Annotated in this window: 16 protein-coding genes; 3 read left to right on the top strand and 13 right to left on the bottom strand. The window is 67.5% G+C overall.

Translation table 11 applies throughout. The features are described from left to right. Nucleotides 1-60: 60 nt before the first annotated feature. The 3 genes from NIBR502770_RS04475 to rimP all read right to left on the bottom strand — a co-directional run bounded on the left by NIBR502770_RS04475 (nucleotide 61) and on the right by rimP (nucleotide 2,178). On the bottom strand, nucleotides 61-408 hold the full coding sequence (locus tag NIBR502770_RS04475; RefSeq protein WP_141181158.1) for a YlxR family protein: 348 nt from the start codon (nucleotides 406-408) through the stop codon (nucleotides 61-63). 178 nt (nucleotides 409-586) lie between these two features. Continuing rightward, nucleotides 587-1,567 carry a transcription termination factor NusA gene (gene nusA, locus NIBR502770_RS04470; RefSeq protein ID WP_141160995.1) on the bottom strand — a complete coding sequence of 327 codons (981 nt, stop codon included), beginning with the start codon at nucleotides 1,565-1,567 and terminating at the stop codon, nucleotides 587-589. Further along, complete coding sequence (gene rimP / locus NIBR502770_RS04465; protein ID WP_141181157.1) at nucleotides 1,567-2,178, bottom strand: ribosome maturation factor RimP; 612 nt, start codon at nucleotides 2,176-2,178, stop codon at nucleotides 1,567-1,569. Before rimP ends, nusA begins: the two co-directional genes overlap by 1 nt. Before the next feature lie 107 nt (nucleotides 2,179-2,285). On the opposite strand from rimP, the gene NIBR502770_RS04460 reads away from it, so the two are divergent. From NIBR502770_RS04460 to NIBR502770_RS04450, 3 genes are all read left to right on the top strand, one after another. Next, the gene (locus NIBR502770_RS04460) at nucleotides 2,286-3,398 is read left to right on the top strand and encodes a DUF4439 domain-containing protein (RefSeq protein WP_246857399.1); all 1,113 of its coding nucleotides are present in this window, start codon (nucleotides 2,286-2,288) and stop codon (nucleotides 3,396-3,398) included. A 102-nt stretch (nucleotides 3,399-3,500) separates the two neighbouring features. Further along, nucleotides 3,501-4,268: a VIT family protein gene (locus NIBR502770_RS04455; RefSeq protein WP_141181156.1), complete on the top strand. Its 768-nt coding sequence runs from the start codon at nucleotides 3,501-3,503 to the stop codon at nucleotides 4,266-4,268. After that, entirely contained in the window at nucleotides 4,261-5,301 is a 1,041-nt protein-coding gene (locus tag NIBR502770_RS04450) for an aminoglycoside phosphotransferase family protein (protein WP_246857398.1), read from the top strand. The genes NIBR502770_RS04455 and NIBR502770_RS04450 overlap by 8 nt, the downstream gene beginning before the upstream one ends. A gap of 68 nt (nucleotides 5,302-5,369) precedes the next feature. Here the strand turns inward: NIBR502770_RS04450 and NIBR502770_RS04445 are convergent, their stop codons facing one another. The 10 genes from NIBR502770_RS04445 to NIBR502770_RS04400 all read right to left on the bottom strand — a co-directional run bounded on the left by NIBR502770_RS04445 (nucleotide 5,370) and on the right by NIBR502770_RS04400 (nucleotide 15,727). Continuing rightward, complete coding sequence (locus NIBR502770_RS04445; RefSeq protein ID WP_141181155.1) at nucleotides 5,370-6,764, bottom strand: pyridoxal-dependent decarboxylase; 1,395 nt, start codon at nucleotides 6,762-6,764, stop codon at nucleotides 5,370-5,372. 55 nt (nucleotides 6,765-6,819) lie between these two features. Next, complete coding sequence (locus tag NIBR502770_RS04440) at nucleotides 6,820-7,614, bottom strand: TSUP family transporter (RefSeq protein WP_141181154.1); 795 nt, start codon at nucleotides 7,612-7,614, stop codon at nucleotides 6,820-6,822. Further along, nucleotides 7,611-9,422: a proline--tRNA ligase gene (locus NIBR502770_RS04435; protein WP_141181153.1), complete on the bottom strand. Its 1,812-nt coding sequence runs from the start codon at nucleotides 9,420-9,422 to the stop codon at nucleotides 7,611-7,613. The genes NIBR502770_RS04440 and NIBR502770_RS04435 overlap by 4 nt, the downstream gene beginning before the upstream one ends. Before the next feature lie 372 nt (nucleotides 9,423-9,794). Then, on the bottom strand, nucleotides 9,795-10,553 hold the full coding sequence (locus tag NIBR502770_RS04430; protein WP_141181152.1) for a hypothetical protein: 759 nt from the start codon (nucleotides 10,551-10,553) through the stop codon (nucleotides 9,795-9,797). A gap of 39 nt (nucleotides 10,554-10,592) precedes the next feature. Continuing rightward, nucleotides 10,593-11,483, bottom strand: a complete 891-nt coding sequence (locus NIBR502770_RS04425) for a GNAT family N-acetyltransferase (protein ID WP_141183316.1) — start codon at nucleotides 11,481-11,483, stop codon at nucleotides 10,593-10,595. After that, nucleotides 11,446-12,612, bottom strand: a complete 1,167-nt coding sequence (gene ispG, locus NIBR502770_RS04420) for a flavodoxin-dependent (E)-4-hydroxy-3-methylbut-2-enyl-diphosphate synthase (protein ID WP_141161002.1) — start codon at nucleotides 12,610-12,612, stop codon at nucleotides 11,446-11,448. Before ispG ends, NIBR502770_RS04425 begins: the two co-directional genes overlap by 38 nt. Nucleotides 12,613-12,646: 34 nt before the next feature. Further along, complete coding sequence (locus NIBR502770_RS04415) at nucleotides 12,647-12,940, bottom strand: YciI family protein (protein ID WP_141181151.1); 294 nt, start codon at nucleotides 12,938-12,940, stop codon at nucleotides 12,647-12,649. Between the two features lie 98 nt (nucleotides 12,941-13,038). After that, the gene (locus NIBR502770_RS04410) at nucleotides 13,039-13,566 is read right to left on the bottom strand and encodes a hypothetical protein (protein WP_141181150.1); all 528 of its coding nucleotides are present in this window, start codon (nucleotides 13,564-13,566) and stop codon (nucleotides 13,039-13,041) included. Further along, the gene (locus tag NIBR502770_RS04405) at nucleotides 13,563-14,318 is read right to left on the bottom strand and encodes a MarR family transcriptional regulator (protein ID WP_246857397.1); all 756 of its coding nucleotides are present in this window, start codon (nucleotides 14,316-14,318) and stop codon (nucleotides 13,563-13,565) included. The genes NIBR502770_RS04410 and NIBR502770_RS04405 overlap by 4 nt, the downstream gene beginning before the upstream one ends. A 77-nt stretch (nucleotides 14,319-14,395) precedes the next feature. Continuing rightward, nucleotides 14,396-15,727: an RIP metalloprotease gene (locus tag NIBR502770_RS04400; RefSeq protein ID WP_141181149.1), complete on the bottom strand. Its 1,332-nt coding sequence runs from the start codon at nucleotides 15,725-15,727 to the stop codon at nucleotides 14,396-14,398. Between the last annotated feature and the right edge of the window lie 14 nt (nucleotides 15,728-15,741).

The following is a 15,741-nucleotide window of genomic DNA, read 5'->3' as shown; positions in this document are numbered from 1 at the left end:
CAGAGCGCAACAAAGTTGTCATCGTTACGCACTCATCGCTGGGAACTCATCGGGTTTCCATCAGATTTCTGACCCGCTTTCAGGTTGGACGGTTGGTGTTGCAGCCACCGGGGCGGCGTCAACGTTCGGGCCTGACGTGATCCGGTGTTCGACGGCGGCGGTCCCGGTTGCGCCCTGGAGGGCACGTCCGAAGGCTCGCCGCTTGATCGCCAGAGCCAGGCACGATGTGCTGGGGTGCAGCCATGCACCCCGGCCAGCCATCCGGCGTCGTTCATCCACCAGGACAGCGGTTGACCCGCTGCCTTCGGCGACGAGCCGGAGCAACTGCGACCGCGGGCCCTTTTTCCGGCATCCGATGCAGGTACGCTGGGGCTGATTCCCGGTGGAAAGCACTTCTGCCACGGTCATCGTCCTGACGTTCTTTCTGCTGGCCGCAGGTTGTCCGCCTCCGCAGTCACGGAAACGAGCACGCCCAAGGCACACGGCTGCCGGCCGTTAGGCGCGGTCTTGTCTATTCTAGCCCCTTCAGGCCGTTATGCCCGAAACCGGGCGGCTGCTGCGCTGCATCAGCCGCCCGGGCCGGACCTCACTTATCGCGGTTGCCCGCGGCGTCGGAGACGATGTCGATGCGCCACCCGGTCAACTTGGCCGCCAGGCGGGCGTTCTGGCCCTCCTTGCCGATGGCCAGGGACAGCTGGTAGTCCGGGACCACGACCCGGGCGGAGCGCGTGGCCTCGTCCGTGATGGTGACCGAATTCACGCGCGACGGCGACAGGGCGCTGGCAATGAAGGTTGCCGGGTTCTCGCTGAAGTCGACGATGTCGATCTTTTCGTCGTTCAGTTCGTTCATGACGGCGCGGACGCGGGAGCCCATTTCACCGATGCAGGCGCCCTTGGCGTTGATCCCCGGCGTGTTGGCCTTCACGGCAATCTTGGTGCGGTGCCCGGCTTCGCGGGCCAGCGCCACGATTTCCACCGAATGGTCGGCGATTTCGGGTACTTCGAGTTCGAAGAGCTTACGGACCAGGCCCGGGTGCGAGCGGGACAGCGTCACGGACGGGCCCTTGGTGCCGCGGTGCACGTCAATGACCAGGGCGCGGAGCCGGTTGCCGTGGATGTACTTTTCACCGGGAACCTGTTCGGGCGGCGGCAGGAGCGCCTCCAGCGATCCAAGGTTGACCTGGATCATGTGCGGGTTGTTTCCCTGCTGGATGGTGCCGGATACCAGTTCGCCCTCACGGCCCTTGAATTCGCCCAGGACGTTGTCGTCCTCGACGTCGCGGAGCCGCTGCAGGATGATCTGCCGTGCGGTGCTTGCGGCGATGCGGCCAAAGCCTTCGGGGGTGTGCTCGAATTCACCGATGGGGGCGCCGTCGTCGTCAATTTCGACAGCCCAGATGGTGACGTGGCCGCTCTTGCGGTCGAGTTCGGCGCGCGCTTTTTCGAAGGCGCCGGGCGACTTGTGATACGCCACCAGGAGCGCCTGCTCGATGGTGGGGATCAGGAGGTCCAGCGGGATTTCACGCTCACGCTCCAAAAGTCTCAGTGCGCTCATGTCAATATCCATCAGGCCTCCTCGGAAGGTCCATTGTGTTCAGGTTCCAGACCATCCTCCGGGAGGTGGCTGAATTCGATCTCGACTTTTCCGTTGCGGATCCTGTCGAAAGGAAGCGTTACTGGTTCGCCCTGCCGGGGCTTCATGCCCTTCTTGACGGGCACTTCGGGGATGAGCGTCACTCCCCCGCCGTCCACGGCCTGGATGCGGCCGGTGACGTTTTCGCCCTGGATGACGTTGACCTTGACCATCCGGCCGCGGGCGCGGTGCCAGTGCCGGGGTTCGGTGAGGGGACGCCCGACGCCGGGTGAGGACACTTCGAGGTCATAGGGGCGGCCGTCGTCGTTGGGGTCGTTGTCCAGGACATCGGAGAGCACCTTGGAGATGTCCGCAATGACGTCCAGGCTGACTCCGCCGGTCTCTTCCTGCGGCAGGTCCACCACCACGTGGACCACGCGGTGGGAGCCGGGGATGATGGCTACGTCCTCAAGGTACAGGCGGTTGGCCTGGACGGCGGGTTCCAGGAGGGCCCGGAGCCGGGCGGCTTCGGGATTGTGGGCCGGCGCGGATCCGCTTCCCGTACCGGTGTGGTCTGGTGAAGCTGTGGCTTCTGCATTGCTCACGATGCCGGCCGCCCTCCCTATAGATGATGTGGTGTTTACTAGCGTAGCTATTTTACCGGCCCAGTGGTGCACCCGGGTGCCCCCTCAGCGTGACACCATGGTCTGTTGTGAAAGACCGCCGCCCGGACCCCAAGCACGGCATGCGCCCGTTCCGATATGCCGTCCTTGCCCTTGCCGCCCTGGTTGTCCTGAGCCTCGGTTTTGCCCTGATTCCCGCGGAAAGACCTGTCCCTGCCGAGCCGCCGTTTTCCGAGCGGGCCCGGGCGGCGGCCCTCAGTGCGGTCCTGGAAATGCGCACTGCAGGATTGGCCCTTGCATCAGCAGACACCAGCCAATCCACTGCGCTGGGCCCTGTTGTGACCTTGCTGACCATTCAGGCCAGGGCCCTGTTGGCCCCCGCGTCCGGGTCCCCGTCCGCACCCACGGAGGCGTCCCCGCCACCGGCAGCGGCGACGCCGTCCGCAGACGCCGGTCCGCAAAACACCGCCGAGCTGGTCCGGGCCCTGGCCGTCAGCGGGACAGCCCGCCTCAAGGACGCGGAGACGGCCGACGGCGGCATGGCCCGGCTTTTGGCCGGCACCGGCACCGCACAGCTCCTCGCCGCCGCCCAGTTGGCTTCCGCAGCCGGGGTTCCCGTGCCGCCGGAGGCGGCAGGACCCGGCACCGAGGTCCAGGCAACAGCACAGCCTGCGTCGCCGTGCCCGTCCCCACCTGCCCGGGCTGCCGCGCCGGCTCCCGCTGTTTCATCCCCCGCCGCATTGGCCGCCGCCGTGTCCGCCGAACAGCAGGCCGTCTACGGCTACCAGGCAGCGCTCCCCCGCCTCGCACCCGCCGACGCCGGCCCGGCGTCGGAATTCCTGGGTGCGCACAAGGAACTGGCTGCCGCGGCGGTGGAACGCCTGCGGCTGGCCTGCGGTACGGAGGTACCGCAACAGCCCGGGTACGTCCTTGATCCCGGTTTCCTGGCTGCCCCGGCGGCGGCGCTGGGCAGGCTTGAGGCGGCCACGGTGGTGGCCTATGGCGATTTGGTGGCGGCTGCGCAGGGCCAGGACCGGAAGTGGGCGCTGGCAGCCCTTCGGTCAGCCGCCGCCCGCACCCTTCGGTGGGGTGCGGATCCGGGCCCCGTTCCGGGCCTCACCCTGGACGCAGGCCAATTGCCTGGGCTTCCCGCCGGGGACGGCCGTGCCGCCGGACCCCGGCCGTCGTCCGTTGCTTCCTGAACCCGGTCCGGAACCGCGCAGCTTTCCGGCCCTTGGCGCAGTCCCGCAGGGAAGGCCTCCGGGAGGGTGGCGTTGGGCGGCCCGGGATGGTTTGCTGAAGGGATGAACGCGGACGAAACGGCCGGACGTCCGGAACCCACGGCAGCGGGCCGGGGCCTGGGCCGGCACCCCGAGGCGGAACCGCACGGTGACGACACTGCGCACCGGCTTAACTGGCTGCGTGCCGGTGTCCTGGGCGCCAACGACGGCATCGTCTCGGTTGCCGCGATCGTGGTGGGCGTGGCCGGGGCCACTCCTGAGGTGGCCCCCATCCTCACCGCGGGTGTGGCCGGTGTGGTGGGCGGGGCAGTGTCCATGGCGCTGGGTGAGTACGTTTCCGTCAGCAGCCAGAGCGACAGCCAGCGGGCGCTGATCGAGAAGGAACGGCGTGAGCTGGCCGAGGATCCGGAAGCTGAACTGGCGGAGCTGGCCGCCATCTACCAGGAGAAGGGCCTCACCGCCGAAACGGCGGCCAAGGTTGCCAAGGAACTGACGGCCCATGACGTCCTGGCGGCGCATCTGTCCGCCGAACTCAACATCGACGAAGCTGACATCGTCAGCCCCTGGCATGCCGCCTTTGCCTCGGCAATCGCCTTCACCATCGGGGCCGTCCTGCCCATGCTGGCCATCCTGTTGCCGCCGCCGGGCATCCGGGTACCACTCACGTTCATCTCGGTACTGGTGGCCCTGGCGTTGACCGGCGCCCTCGGGGCCTGGATCGGCGGCGGGTCGAAGACCCGGGCAGCAGTACGGGTAGTGGTGGGCGGGGCCCTCGCGCTGGCGGCGACGTTCATGATCGGCAACCTGCTCGGCGCTTCCGGTGTTGTCTGATCCCGCAGTGCCACGCCCCGTGGTGCCCGCGGTCCCCATCCCGCCCAGGCTCGCTGCCCGCTATGCACGCAGCGGCGCCGGCCGGGACTGGCTTGGCGGCCTGCCTGGCCTGCTGGCCGATCGCCTGGAGCAGTGGCACCTGGAGGTGGACCTGGAGCCAGGAAGCTTCCCGTGGAGCGGCCACGGCGGCCTCGTGGTCCCGGTGCGGCAGGACGACGGATCCCCCGCAGCCCTCAAAATCGCTTTTCCCCATGACGAGGCCCAGGTGGAGCGGCATGCGCTGGCGCTCTGGGGCGGCCGCGGCGCCGTTCTCCTGCTGGCCTCGGACGGCGCGTCGTGCGCCATGCTGCTGGAGCGCCTTGAGGCCGGCCGCTCACTGGCCGCCCTGCCGATCGATGAAGCCGTGCACGTGTGGGGCGGGCTGGTACGGGAATTGGGGCTGGTCCCGGACCACCGCCCGGAGTGGCAGGAATTCAGCCACATAGCCGCCCGGGCTGAGCAATGGAGCGACGACCTGCCCGCTGACTGGGATCAACTGGGCCGTCCTTTTCCCAGGTGGCTGTTGGAGGCGGCCCTGGAGGTTTGCCAGACGCGCGGCGCGGTGGGACGCCGGTCCGCATACGATGTCCTGGTCCACACGGACCTGCATTTCGACAACGTCCTGGCGCGGCCGGGGACAGCGGGGGCAACTCCGGCCGGCTACGCGGCGATCGACCCCCAGCCCATGATCGGCGAGGCCGGGTTCGCGGTTGCTCCGCTGCTGTGGAACCGCCTCAAAGACCTCCCTGCTGCCCTGCCGGGTCCTGCGCTGGTGGAGCGCTGCCAGAACTTCAGTGCCGCCGCAGGGCTGGACCCGGACGCGGCCCGGGAATGGGCCATCGCCAGGGAAGTCGACAACGCGCTGTGGTATTTCCGGAACGGGCACCGGGGAGACCTGGCCCGCTCGCTTTGGGTAGCCAGCACCCTCGCCGGGAACACCCTGGCCGGCCTTCCCCACCCACATTCCCTTCCCGGGCCCGGACAGGACGGATAAGGCCCGGCACCGCCCGGGGCAGTCCGGCACCACACGCGGTCCGGACGCCCGGCGGGCCCAGGAGTCCTCTAGGCCGGGCCCTTCACGGCGGCCAGCGCTGACCGGACAGCGTCCACTGCCGTGGCCACGTCCTCGCCCCCCGTGTGCCAGTTACTCACCGACACCCGGAGGATGTCCCGGTCCTGCCAGCGCGAACCGGACATCCAGACCTTTCCCTCCTCGATGATGCGGGCGGTGACCGCCCGGGTGGTGGCATCGTCCCCGAACGCCAGGCACACCTGGGTGTAGCCGACGTCGTTGAGGACCTCCACCCCGTCCAGTGCCGCCAGCCCCGCAGCGATGGCCCTGGCCGCAGCGGCCAGGCCGCCCACCTGGGCCGCCACACCGTCCCGGCCCAGGCTTTTCAGGGCCGCCCATACCGGCACTCCCCGCGCGCGGCGGGACAGCTCCGGGACCTTCTCGAAAGGATCTCCGGGGCCTTCGGCGTCGTGCACCAAGTAGCTCGCATGCAGTCCCATCGCGGCCCGCAGTGCAGACGGGTCCCGGACGATGGCAATGCCGCAGTCATAGGGAACGTTCAAGGTCTTGTGGGCGTCCGTGCCCCAGGAGTCCGCTTCTTCAAACCCCTGGGTGAGGTGCCGCAGGTCCGGCGCGGCAGCCGCCCACAGGCCGAAGGCGCCATCGATGTGGACCCAAGCGCCATGTTTGCGCGCCACGGCGATGGCTTCGGCAAAGGGATCGAAGGCGCCCGAGTGCAGGTTGCCGGCCTGGAGGCACACCAGCGCCGGACCGCTCCCGGAAGCAAGGGCGGCATCGAGTGCATCGGGAACAAGGCGGCCCAGGCCGTCAGCGTCGACCTGTTCCGGCTGTCCAAGGCCCAGGTAGCGCAGGCCAAGGTCAACGGTGTCATGCCGTTCGCGGCCCACAAAGCAGCGGATGCGTGGCGCACCGGAGAGCCCATCGCGGTCCAGGTCCCAGCCGGCGTCGGCCAGCAACCGCCAGCGGGCAGCAGCCATCCCCGTGAAATTTGCCATGGTGGCGCCGGTAACGAATCCGACATCGGCTCCGGACGGCAGGCCCAGCAGTTCAAGTACCCACTGTCCGGCGGCTTCCTCGATGGCGGCGGTGGCTGGGGTGGCGTAGCGGAGTCCTGCGTTCTGGTCCCAGGCGCTGACCAGCCAGTCGGACGCCAGGGCGGCAGGCAGGGTGCCGCCGATGACCCAGCCGAAGAACCGGCCGGAGGGCATTGCCATCAGTCCGGGCTCGGCGTTCGTGGCCAGGAAGTCGATCACTTCAGCGGCCGGCACGCCCGCTTCGGGCAACGGACCACCGAACACCCCGCCAAGGTCTGACGCATGCAGCCTTGGTCCCACGGGGCGGTGCCGGAGGCTGGCCAACCAGGCCTGCGAGTGCCTTGCTGCGGCCGCCAGTGCCGCGGCATACTCGTCATCGCCGTGTGCCATACCTGCATGCTACGCCGGGCGGGCGAGTGCCACGAGGACCAGTCCTGGCCAGGGGTCAGGCGAAGTTTTCCTGCCAGACGTCGTAGCCGAGTTTGAGGATCAAAGCCGCGACGACCACAAGGAAGACCACCCGCACAAACTTGCTGCCTTGCTGCACCGCGGTCCGGGCACCGAGGTAGCCGCCGGCCATGTTCGCCGCGCCGAGGACCAGGCCGATCCCCCACAGGATGGACCCGTGCGGGGCAAAGAACAGCAGCGCCCCGGCGTTGGTGGCCATGTTGACGATCTTTGCCTTGGCACTGGCCTCCAGGAAGGCGTATCCCATGGCGGACACCAGGGCTATGACCAGGAAGGATCCCGTCCCGGGCCCGATGAGTCCGTCGTAGAAGCCGATCACGGCACCGATGAGGCAGGCAACGACGTAGTGGCGGTGGCCCGCGTGCCGGAGCGCCGTCAGCTCACCGACATTCGGTTTCAGGGCGGTGAAGAGCGCGACGGCGACCAGCGCCACCACGATGATGGGCTTGAAGACTCCGGCCGGCAGGGTGGCCGCCAGGCTGGCTCCGCCGAAGCTGCCCGCCAGGGCAATGACGGCCATGGGGACGGCCGTCCGGAGGTCCGGCCCCACCCTCCGGTAGTACGTGGCGGCGCTGGTGGCGGTTCCGAAAATGGAGCCCATCTTGTTGGTGGCAAGCGCCTGGACGGGCGCGATGCCGGGCACCAGGAGCAGCGCCGGAAGCTGGATGAGTCCTCCGCCGCCCACCACCGCGTCAACCCAGCCGGCTGCGAATCCAGCCACCACAATCAGGATGATCGTGGTGAGCTGGATCGACTCGAAGCCGGAGATCACTGGTTGCGGACGGCGTTGACCACGTAGTCGACGGCTTTGTCCACCTCGATGTTCTCGGCCTCACCGCTGCGGCGGTCCTTGATCTCCACCACGCCGTCCACCAGGCCGCGGCCCACTGCCAGGATGGTGGGGACGCCCACCAGTTCAGCGTCGCCGAACTTCACGCCGGGCGAGACCTTGGGGCGGTCGTCGTAGATGACTGAAAGGCCTGCTGCTTCAAGGTCTGCCGAGAGCTTCTCGGCTGCCTGGAAGATCTCCTCACCCCGGCCCGCGGCCACCACGTGCACATCGGCAGGGGCCACGGTGCGGGGCCAGACCAGTCCGCGCTCGTCATGGTTGGCCTCAGCCAGCGCGGCCACGGCACGGGTGACACCGACGCCGTACGAACCCATGGTGACCACCACCTGCTTGCCGTTCTGGTCGAGCACCTTCAGGTCCAGCGCTTCGGCGTACTTGCGGCCCAGCTGGAAAATGTGGCCCATTTCGATGCCGCGGGCGGTTTCCAGGGGGCCGGAGCCGTCCGGAGAGGGATCGCCGGCGCGGACTTCGGTGCACTCGATGACGCCGTCCCAGGTGAAGTCACGGCCTGCCACGAGGCCGAAGACGTGCTTGCCGGCCTGGTTGGCGCCCGTGATCCAGGCGGTTCCGCGAACCACCCGGGGGTCCACCAGGTACAGGAGCTTTGTTGCGCTTTCGGCGCCGAGAAGTGCCTGGTCCAGGGTAAGGCCCGGTCCCAGGTAGCCCTTGACGATCAGCGGCTGCTTCTTCAGGTCCTCCTCGCCGGCCTGCTCGAGTCCGATCTCGCCCGAGATGGGCAGGAACGAGCCAATGTTCGCTTCGACGCGCTTGAGGTCGACGGCCCGGTCGCCCGGGACGCCAATGACCACCAGCTGCCGCTCACCCGTGGGGAGGGTGACGGCGAGGACCACGTTCTTAAGCGTGTCGGCGGCCGTCCAGGCGCCGCCGTCGGCCTCCGCGCGCGGGGCGATCTGGTTGGACGCGGCCACCAGGGTCTCGATGGTGGGGGTGTCCGGGGTGTCCAGGACCTCCGCAGCCGGGGCGTTGGTGAAGTCGATCTCCTCGGGAACCACCGTGGTCACGGCCTCCACATTGGCCGCGTAGCCGCCTGCGGAGCGGACGAAGGTGTCCTCGCCGATCTCGGTGGGGAACAGGAATTCCTCGCTCCTGGACCCGCCCATTGCGCCGGCGGTGGCCGCGACCGGCACAACCTCGAGCCCCAGGCGTTCGAATATCTTCAGGTAGGCGGCGCGGTGCGCGGCGTAGCTGGCCTCCAGGCCGGCGTCGTCCACGTCGAAGGAGTAGGAGTCCTTCATGATGAATTCGCGGCCGCGGAGGAGTCCCGCGCGGGGGCGCGCCTCGTCGCGGTACTTGTTCTGGATCTGGTAAAGGCTCAGCGGCAGGTCTTTGTAGGACGAGTACAGGTCCTTGACCAGGAGTGTGAACATCTCCTCGTGCGTGGGGGCCAGCAGGTAGTCTGCGCCCTTGCGGTCCTGCAGCCGGAACAATCCTTCGCCGTATTCGGTCCAGCGGTTGGTGGCCTCATACGGTTCCCGGGGCAGCAGGGCGGGGAAGTGGACTTCCTGGGCACCGATGGCGGCCATTTCCTGGCGGATGATCTCCTCGACCTTGCGCAGGACGCTGAGCCCCAGCGGCAGCCAGGTGTAGATGCCGGGGGCGGCGCGGCGGATGTAGCCGGCGCGGACCAGGAGTTTGTGGCTGGCGACCTCGGCATCGACGGGGTCTTCGCGCAGCGTGCGCAGGAAAAGCTGGGAAAGTCGTAGGACCACGGGTGGTATCCGTTTCTGGGGAAGTGCTGGGTCAGCAGGGCCGGACAATTCGTCTGGGTACTAATCTACCGGCAGGGAACGAACGGTACGGACTGGCGGGCCGCAGCCGCCCAGGGCCACGCCGGGAAAACAGTAGAGCCACGCCCGGGAATGCAAAGCCCCTGGCCCCCCAATAGGGCTGGTCATCGCATCCGGGCGTGGCTCGACGCCGTTATCGCCTTAGTACTGGTGAGGACTGGTGAGACCGCCCACCCCACTTCCAGCGCAGCTAGATCGAACTTATGTGATCGTGCGCACGTTTGACAAGAGTTTTTATTTTTTGGAATCCGCTTGCTGCGATTGACGCACATTGTTTCTTCAGCCGCCGGGTGTTTACTTGACCAGCGCACCGGCCGATTCGATGAGCGCCCCTGCGCGCTGCACGGCGTCTGCCTCGCTGGCGCCGCCGGAAGCCACCGAGGTAAGCACTACGCCCTGCTGGACAACCTGCGCCGTGACCGTGGACTGCTTCTGCCCATCGGGCAAGGCTGTGTCGGTGCGGTAGGCGATGGTGCCGGGACGGCTGCTGACTCCCTGCAGCGCCGTGACGGTGACGGCCACCTCCATGCCCGAGGCCGTCATGGTCATTGAGGAGCACTTTGCCAGCTGGTCCTGCTGGCCCTTGAGCCTGGCAAGGAAGCTTTGGTCCAGGCCGGACACCAGGGACAGCGCAGTGACGGCCCCTGTGGCAGCGTCGGTGCCCATGCCCACGGCCATGGCGGCGCCATCGACGGACGGGACAGTACTCGAGGCTGCGAGTTCCTTGCACTCGGCCGGTTTGACGTCGATGGAGGAAAGCATTGCCTTCGTTTGTTCCAGCGTGGTGGCAATGTCTGCGCTGGGCAGGACGGTCAGCCTCCGGTCGGCGGAGTCCCTCACCTGCCCGACGATGGCCGCGAGTTCTCCGGCGGTATACGCCTTGGCTGTCGGGGATGGGGATGGCGTGGGGGTGGCGGCAACAGTTGTGGCGGTGCCGGCAGGGGCTGCGGGTGTGGACCCGGCCGCTTTCGGTTCGGATGTTCCACCACAGGCGGAGACTGCTGTGGCAAGAAGGACAGAGACCGCGAAAGTTCCCAGCACCGACGTCTTCAATTTTCCCCCAATATTCTGCGTGCTGCCGGTGATCGCCGGCTAGAAGAGAACTGTAGCGAAGGTGCCCACCTGGCGGAAGCCTACGCGTTCGTAGGTGGACCGCGCCCTGGTGTTGAATCCGTTGACGTAGAGACTGGTCACGGGGGCCAGTTGCTGGGCCTTTTCCACCACGGCGGACATGTAGCCGGCACTGAGCCCCTGGCCACGGAAGACCGGGTTCATCCACACGCCCTGGACCTGGGTGACGTGGTCCGTGACTGCCCCAAGCTCCGCCTTGAACACCACGTCCCCCTGGTCGTTGAGGTGGACCATGGAGTGCCCCTGCCTGATGAGGCCCTCCACGCGGCGGCTGTAGAACTCCCTGCCGCCCAGGTAGGGCGAATAACCTACCTCTTCCTCGAACATTGCGGCGCAGGCGGGCAGGATGCGGTCGAAATCGGCGAGGTTGCCCAGGGCCAGTCCGGGGTTGGGCTGTACCAACGCCGGCCCCTCAATAACCATCAGGGGCTGGTCGTCACGGACCTCATGGGCCCGGTGGCCCAACCCGGCGAGTTGGGTATGGAGTGCAAGCACCGCGTCAGCGGGCCCAAAAGCGGACGCATACCGGCGCCCGGAAGTGTTGGCGGCCTCCGCCACCAGCGGGGCCAGGGCGGGATCAAGCTGGACCGGAACCAGGTTGGCCCCGGCCCAGCACGCGCCCGTGAGGATGCCGTCGTCGAAAACCCCGATGACCCCGGCCCCACCGCTGGTGGGCGCCGCCGTCCCCGTGGCCCGGAGATGCGAGAGGATGAAGACGTTGGTCACCGGATCCCGCTGGGCCAGCACTGTCAGCGCCGGGGTATCCTGGCCGTCCAGGATACGGACGGAAAGCCCCGCGGGGTCTGCCGCGTCCCTACGAGACGCTAACCACGGGGCTACCTTTGACAGCATCTTCGCCATCGGCCTCCCCCATCTCTTCCGCGATACGCATAGCCTCTTCGATCAGTGTCTCAACAATTGCGCTCTCGGGAACAGTCTTGATGACCTCGCCCTTAACGAAGATCTGCCCCTTGCCGTTGCCGGAGGCGACACCGAGGTCAGCCTCGCGCGCCTCACCGGGCCCGTTCACGACGCAGCCCATGACCGCCACGCGCAACGGGATCTCCATCCCTTCCAGCCCGGCAGTGACCTGCTCGGCCAGGGTGTACACGTCCACCTGGGCGCGGCCGCAGGAAGGACAGGACACGATTTCAAGTTTGCGGGGCCGCAGGTTCAGCGATTGGAGGATCTGGTTGCCTACCTTGATTTCCTCCACCGGCGGCGCGGAGAGGGACACCCGGATGGTGTCGCCGATGCCCCGGGAGAGGAGTGCCCCGAACGCGGTGGCGGACTTGATGGTGCCCTGGAAGGCAGGCCCGGCTTCGGTGACGCCCAGGTGGAGGGGCCAGTCGCCCTTTTCGGCGAGCATTTCGTAGGCGGCCACCATGACTACGGGGTCGTTATGCTTCACGGAAATCTTGAAGTCGTGGAAGCCGTGCTCCTCGAAGAGCGAAGCTTCCCAGACTGCCGATTCAACCAGCGCCTCCGGGGTGGCCTTGCCGTACTTCTTGAGGATTCCTGGCTCCAGGGATCCTGCGTTGACCCCGATGCGGATCGAGGTTCCGTGGTCCTTGGCCGCGGCGGCGATTTCTTTTACCTGGTCATCGAATTTGCGGATGTTTCCGGGGTTCACGCGCACTGCCGCGCACCCGGCCTCGATGGCCGCGAAGACGTACTTCGGCTGGAAGTGGATGTCCGCGATGACGGGGATCTGGGACTTCCGGGCGATGATGGGCAGCGCCTCGGCATCGTCGGCGGAGGGGCAGGCCACGCGCACAATGTCGCAGCCGGACGCCGTGAGTTCGGCGATTTGCTGCAGGGTGGCGTTGATGTCCGTGGTGGGCGTGGTGGTCATGGACTGCACGCTGATGGGGAAATCAGATCCGACGCCTACCGAGCCGACTTTGATTTGGCGCGTCTTGCGGCGGGGGGCAAGGACGGGCGGTGGTGCTGACGGCATTCCCAGGCTGACCGAGGTCACGTGGACTCCTTGAGTTGAAAGGGTAGAAAAGCGGCTACGCGGCGATCCCGGCCAGCATGCCGGTTACCGGGGACCATTCCGTGATGCGGGTACCGGCAATCACGCCGGCCTTGGCGAAAGGATCCTGCTTGAGGATCGAGTTAAGGGCGGCTTCGTCTGATGCCTTGAAGATCAGCAGGGCACCGGCGCCGTCGCCGTAGGGTCCGCTGGCCACGATGACGCTGTCCTGCGCCAGCCTGCCTGTCCATTCCCGGTGCGCGGGGCGGACCTCGTTGCGGGTTTCAGTGGAGTTGGCGGCATAAACGTACTCAACGGCAAAAACTGTCATACCGCTACCCTATCTCCATGGCCGGCCTGGTACCGTCCCAATCCCCCATGCCGGAGGACGTGCCGGGGCGGAGCACACGCCTGCACCGCGGGCTGCGGTCAGTGCAGGAAGAGGACTTTGACCGCGGCAGCGGTGCCGGCCGCCCAGAGCATGGAAGTGAGGGTCCCAATGATGAAACGCTCGGCGGCTACCGGTGTCTCCTTCAGTTCAGCGAACCTGCCCAGGCCCTTGATGGCAACGATGTAGGCGATGGCCACGGGCTGGCCGGTGAGGATGGCCAGGCACACCCCCAGCCGCTCCAGTACGCCGATGATGGCCCCGCCGCGCAGGATGCGCTGGCTGGGTGCGGCAGCTCCGGCCGCGGGGGCGTTCGACGGCGTCCGGCCGGGAGCGGCGGTCAGCTCGTTGTCCACCGCCTGGCCGCCGCCTCCGCCTCCGGCGTCCGGGACGGGGTCCAGGGTGACGTCAGCCGAGGGGTCCTCTTCAGCCGCCCGGGCATCCTCGGCGGCCTTGGCGGCATCGGCCTTGTCGTCGATGGTCCGGGCGAGCCTGAAGACCAGCGCAGTCACCGGCCAGCCGGCGAAACCTGCCATTACTAAGGCCACTGCCACCCACAGTGCGGTCACCTGTCTCCTTCAGTCCTGTTCGCCGGCTCCTGGCCGGGCGGGGCTTCCTTCCGGCCCGGAGCGTCCTCCAGGGCTTGGCCGAGCCGGGAGTCGGCATACCCAAGAAGCATGGACGCGGCCGGCCTGGCTGCCCATTCTTCCTGCCACCCGGAGCGGATGACGGTTCGGCTCACCGATTGTTCCGAGATTCCGAGTTCAATAGCCACGTGCTTCTGGCTTCCGTGCCGGCCCTGCCGCTGCCCGGGGGTGCCCAGGCGGCGCAGGGCATCCACTACCCGCCACTGGGCCTGCGTACGGTCCTGGACGAGCCTGCCGAGCAGCCTGAGCACCGCTTCCGCATTGGCGCATGCCTGCACTCCTTCCCCGGCGGCGCCCCTGGCCGCTTCCCCAGCCATAATGCCGGGCACCACTGACAGCGGCACCTGGGATCCGGCTCCTTTGGCAAGCTCAACCGCCCGGCGGGCGGCAACAAAGGCCGTTCCCGTGCCTTCCCGGGGGCTGGCATGGGGTGGCAGGGCTACAGTTCCGACGCCGATCCCGACGTACCAGCGTCCGCCGCGGAGCGCGTGCAGGGCTATCTCCACCACGGCGGCCGCGTCCCGCACGACGCCTTGGACTTCATCCCCCACGGAGCGGTCGAAGATGGGCTTGTCCGTTCCCGTCAGTTCGAGGCGTGCCAGCTGTTCGAGCAGGGCCGGTACGCGGTCCTGGTCTCCAGTGCTTCCCCGCTGGTCGATGGTCATGACGAACATACCTCAACCATAGATGGTTGATACCGGTCAATCAATCAGATTTGACTGATTTCTTGTAATCAACCATTAGGGGCCGATCAGCCGAACAAATTGACCGGCTTGACGATGTCCGCGTAGATCAACAGCGCACTCATGCCCATCAACAGGGCTGCGACCACGTAGGTGACGGGAAGCAGTTTGGCAATGTCGAACGCCCCCGGGTCCGGCCGTCCGCGCAGCTTCGCCACCCTGCGCCGGGCGCCCTCGTACAGGGCGCCGGCAACGTGGCCGCCGTCCAGCGGCAGGAGCGGGACGAGGTTGAACACCGCGAGGGCGAAATTCAGGCCGGCCAGCAGGCCAACGAGGGTTGCCACCCGGGACTGCATCGGAACAGCCTCCATGGCTGCCACCTCGCCTGCCACCCGTCCGACGCCCACCACGCTGATGGGGCCGTTGGGGTCGCGCGGCTCTTCGCTGAACGCAGCTTTGGCCACCCCCACTACGCGGGCAGGCAGGTTGAGGACCACACCGGCCACCTGGCGGATGTTCTCCCCCGCCATGGGCAGGACGGACGACGCCGGCTGGGGCACCAGTGCGGTCTGCGCACCGATACCAAGGAATCCGACGTCCTGGTACTGGAGGTTGCCGGCGGCGTCGGTGGCCTGGCGCCCGTCGGTTCCGATGACCGGCCGGGCCGACAGCACCGGCGTCACGGTGGTGGAGACCGTTTGGCCGTCCCGCTGCACGGTGATGGCCACTTCCTTGCCGGCCGACGCGCGGATCCACTCCGTCAACTGGTCCCACCGGGTGACGGGTTTGCCGTCGAAGGAGGTAATGGTGTCATTGGGCTTCAGGCCTGCCGCGGCTGCGGGCGTCAGCTGGCAGTCGGCGGAGTCAGGATCAACGGTTTGTCCCGCTGCCACCTGGCACTTGGAGACGTCCGAGATGGTGGTGGTGGCCGTGGCAACACCGAAACCCATCAGCAGCACGGCGGTGAGCAGCACGCCCAGGATCATGTTCATGGCCGGGCCGCCCAGCATCACAATGACTTTCTTCCAGACGGGCAGCCGGTAGAATACCCGGTTTTCGTCGCCCGGCCCCACTTCCTCATGGGCCATGGAACGTGCCTCGGTGGCCAAAGTCTGGAACATGCCGGTGCTGGAGGGCCGGACTGAGCCGTCCTCCTTGTTGGGCGGGTACATGCCGATCATGGAGACGTAGCCGCCCAGCGGCACAGCTTTCACGCCGTACTCGGTCTCGCCCTTCCGGCGAGACCAGAGCGTCGGCCCGAACCCGATCATGTACTTGGTGACACGGACCTTGAAGAGCTTGGCGGGCACCAGGTGGCCCACTTCGTGGAGCGCAATGGACACGGCGATGCCAAGGGCGACGAAGACGACGCCGAGAATGAAAAGTAGGACAGGGGTCATGGAGGTGCTGCTGC

It is taken from the genome of Pseudarthrobacter sp. NIBRBAC000502770 (genome assembly GCF_006517815.1).
Classification (GTDB): domain Bacteria; phylum Actinomycetota; class Actinomycetes; order Actinomycetales; family Micrococcaceae; genus Arthrobacter; species Arthrobacter niigatensis.
Note: the sequence above shows the minus strand (reverse complement) of the source record. Positions and strands in the feature narration are given on the sequence as shown.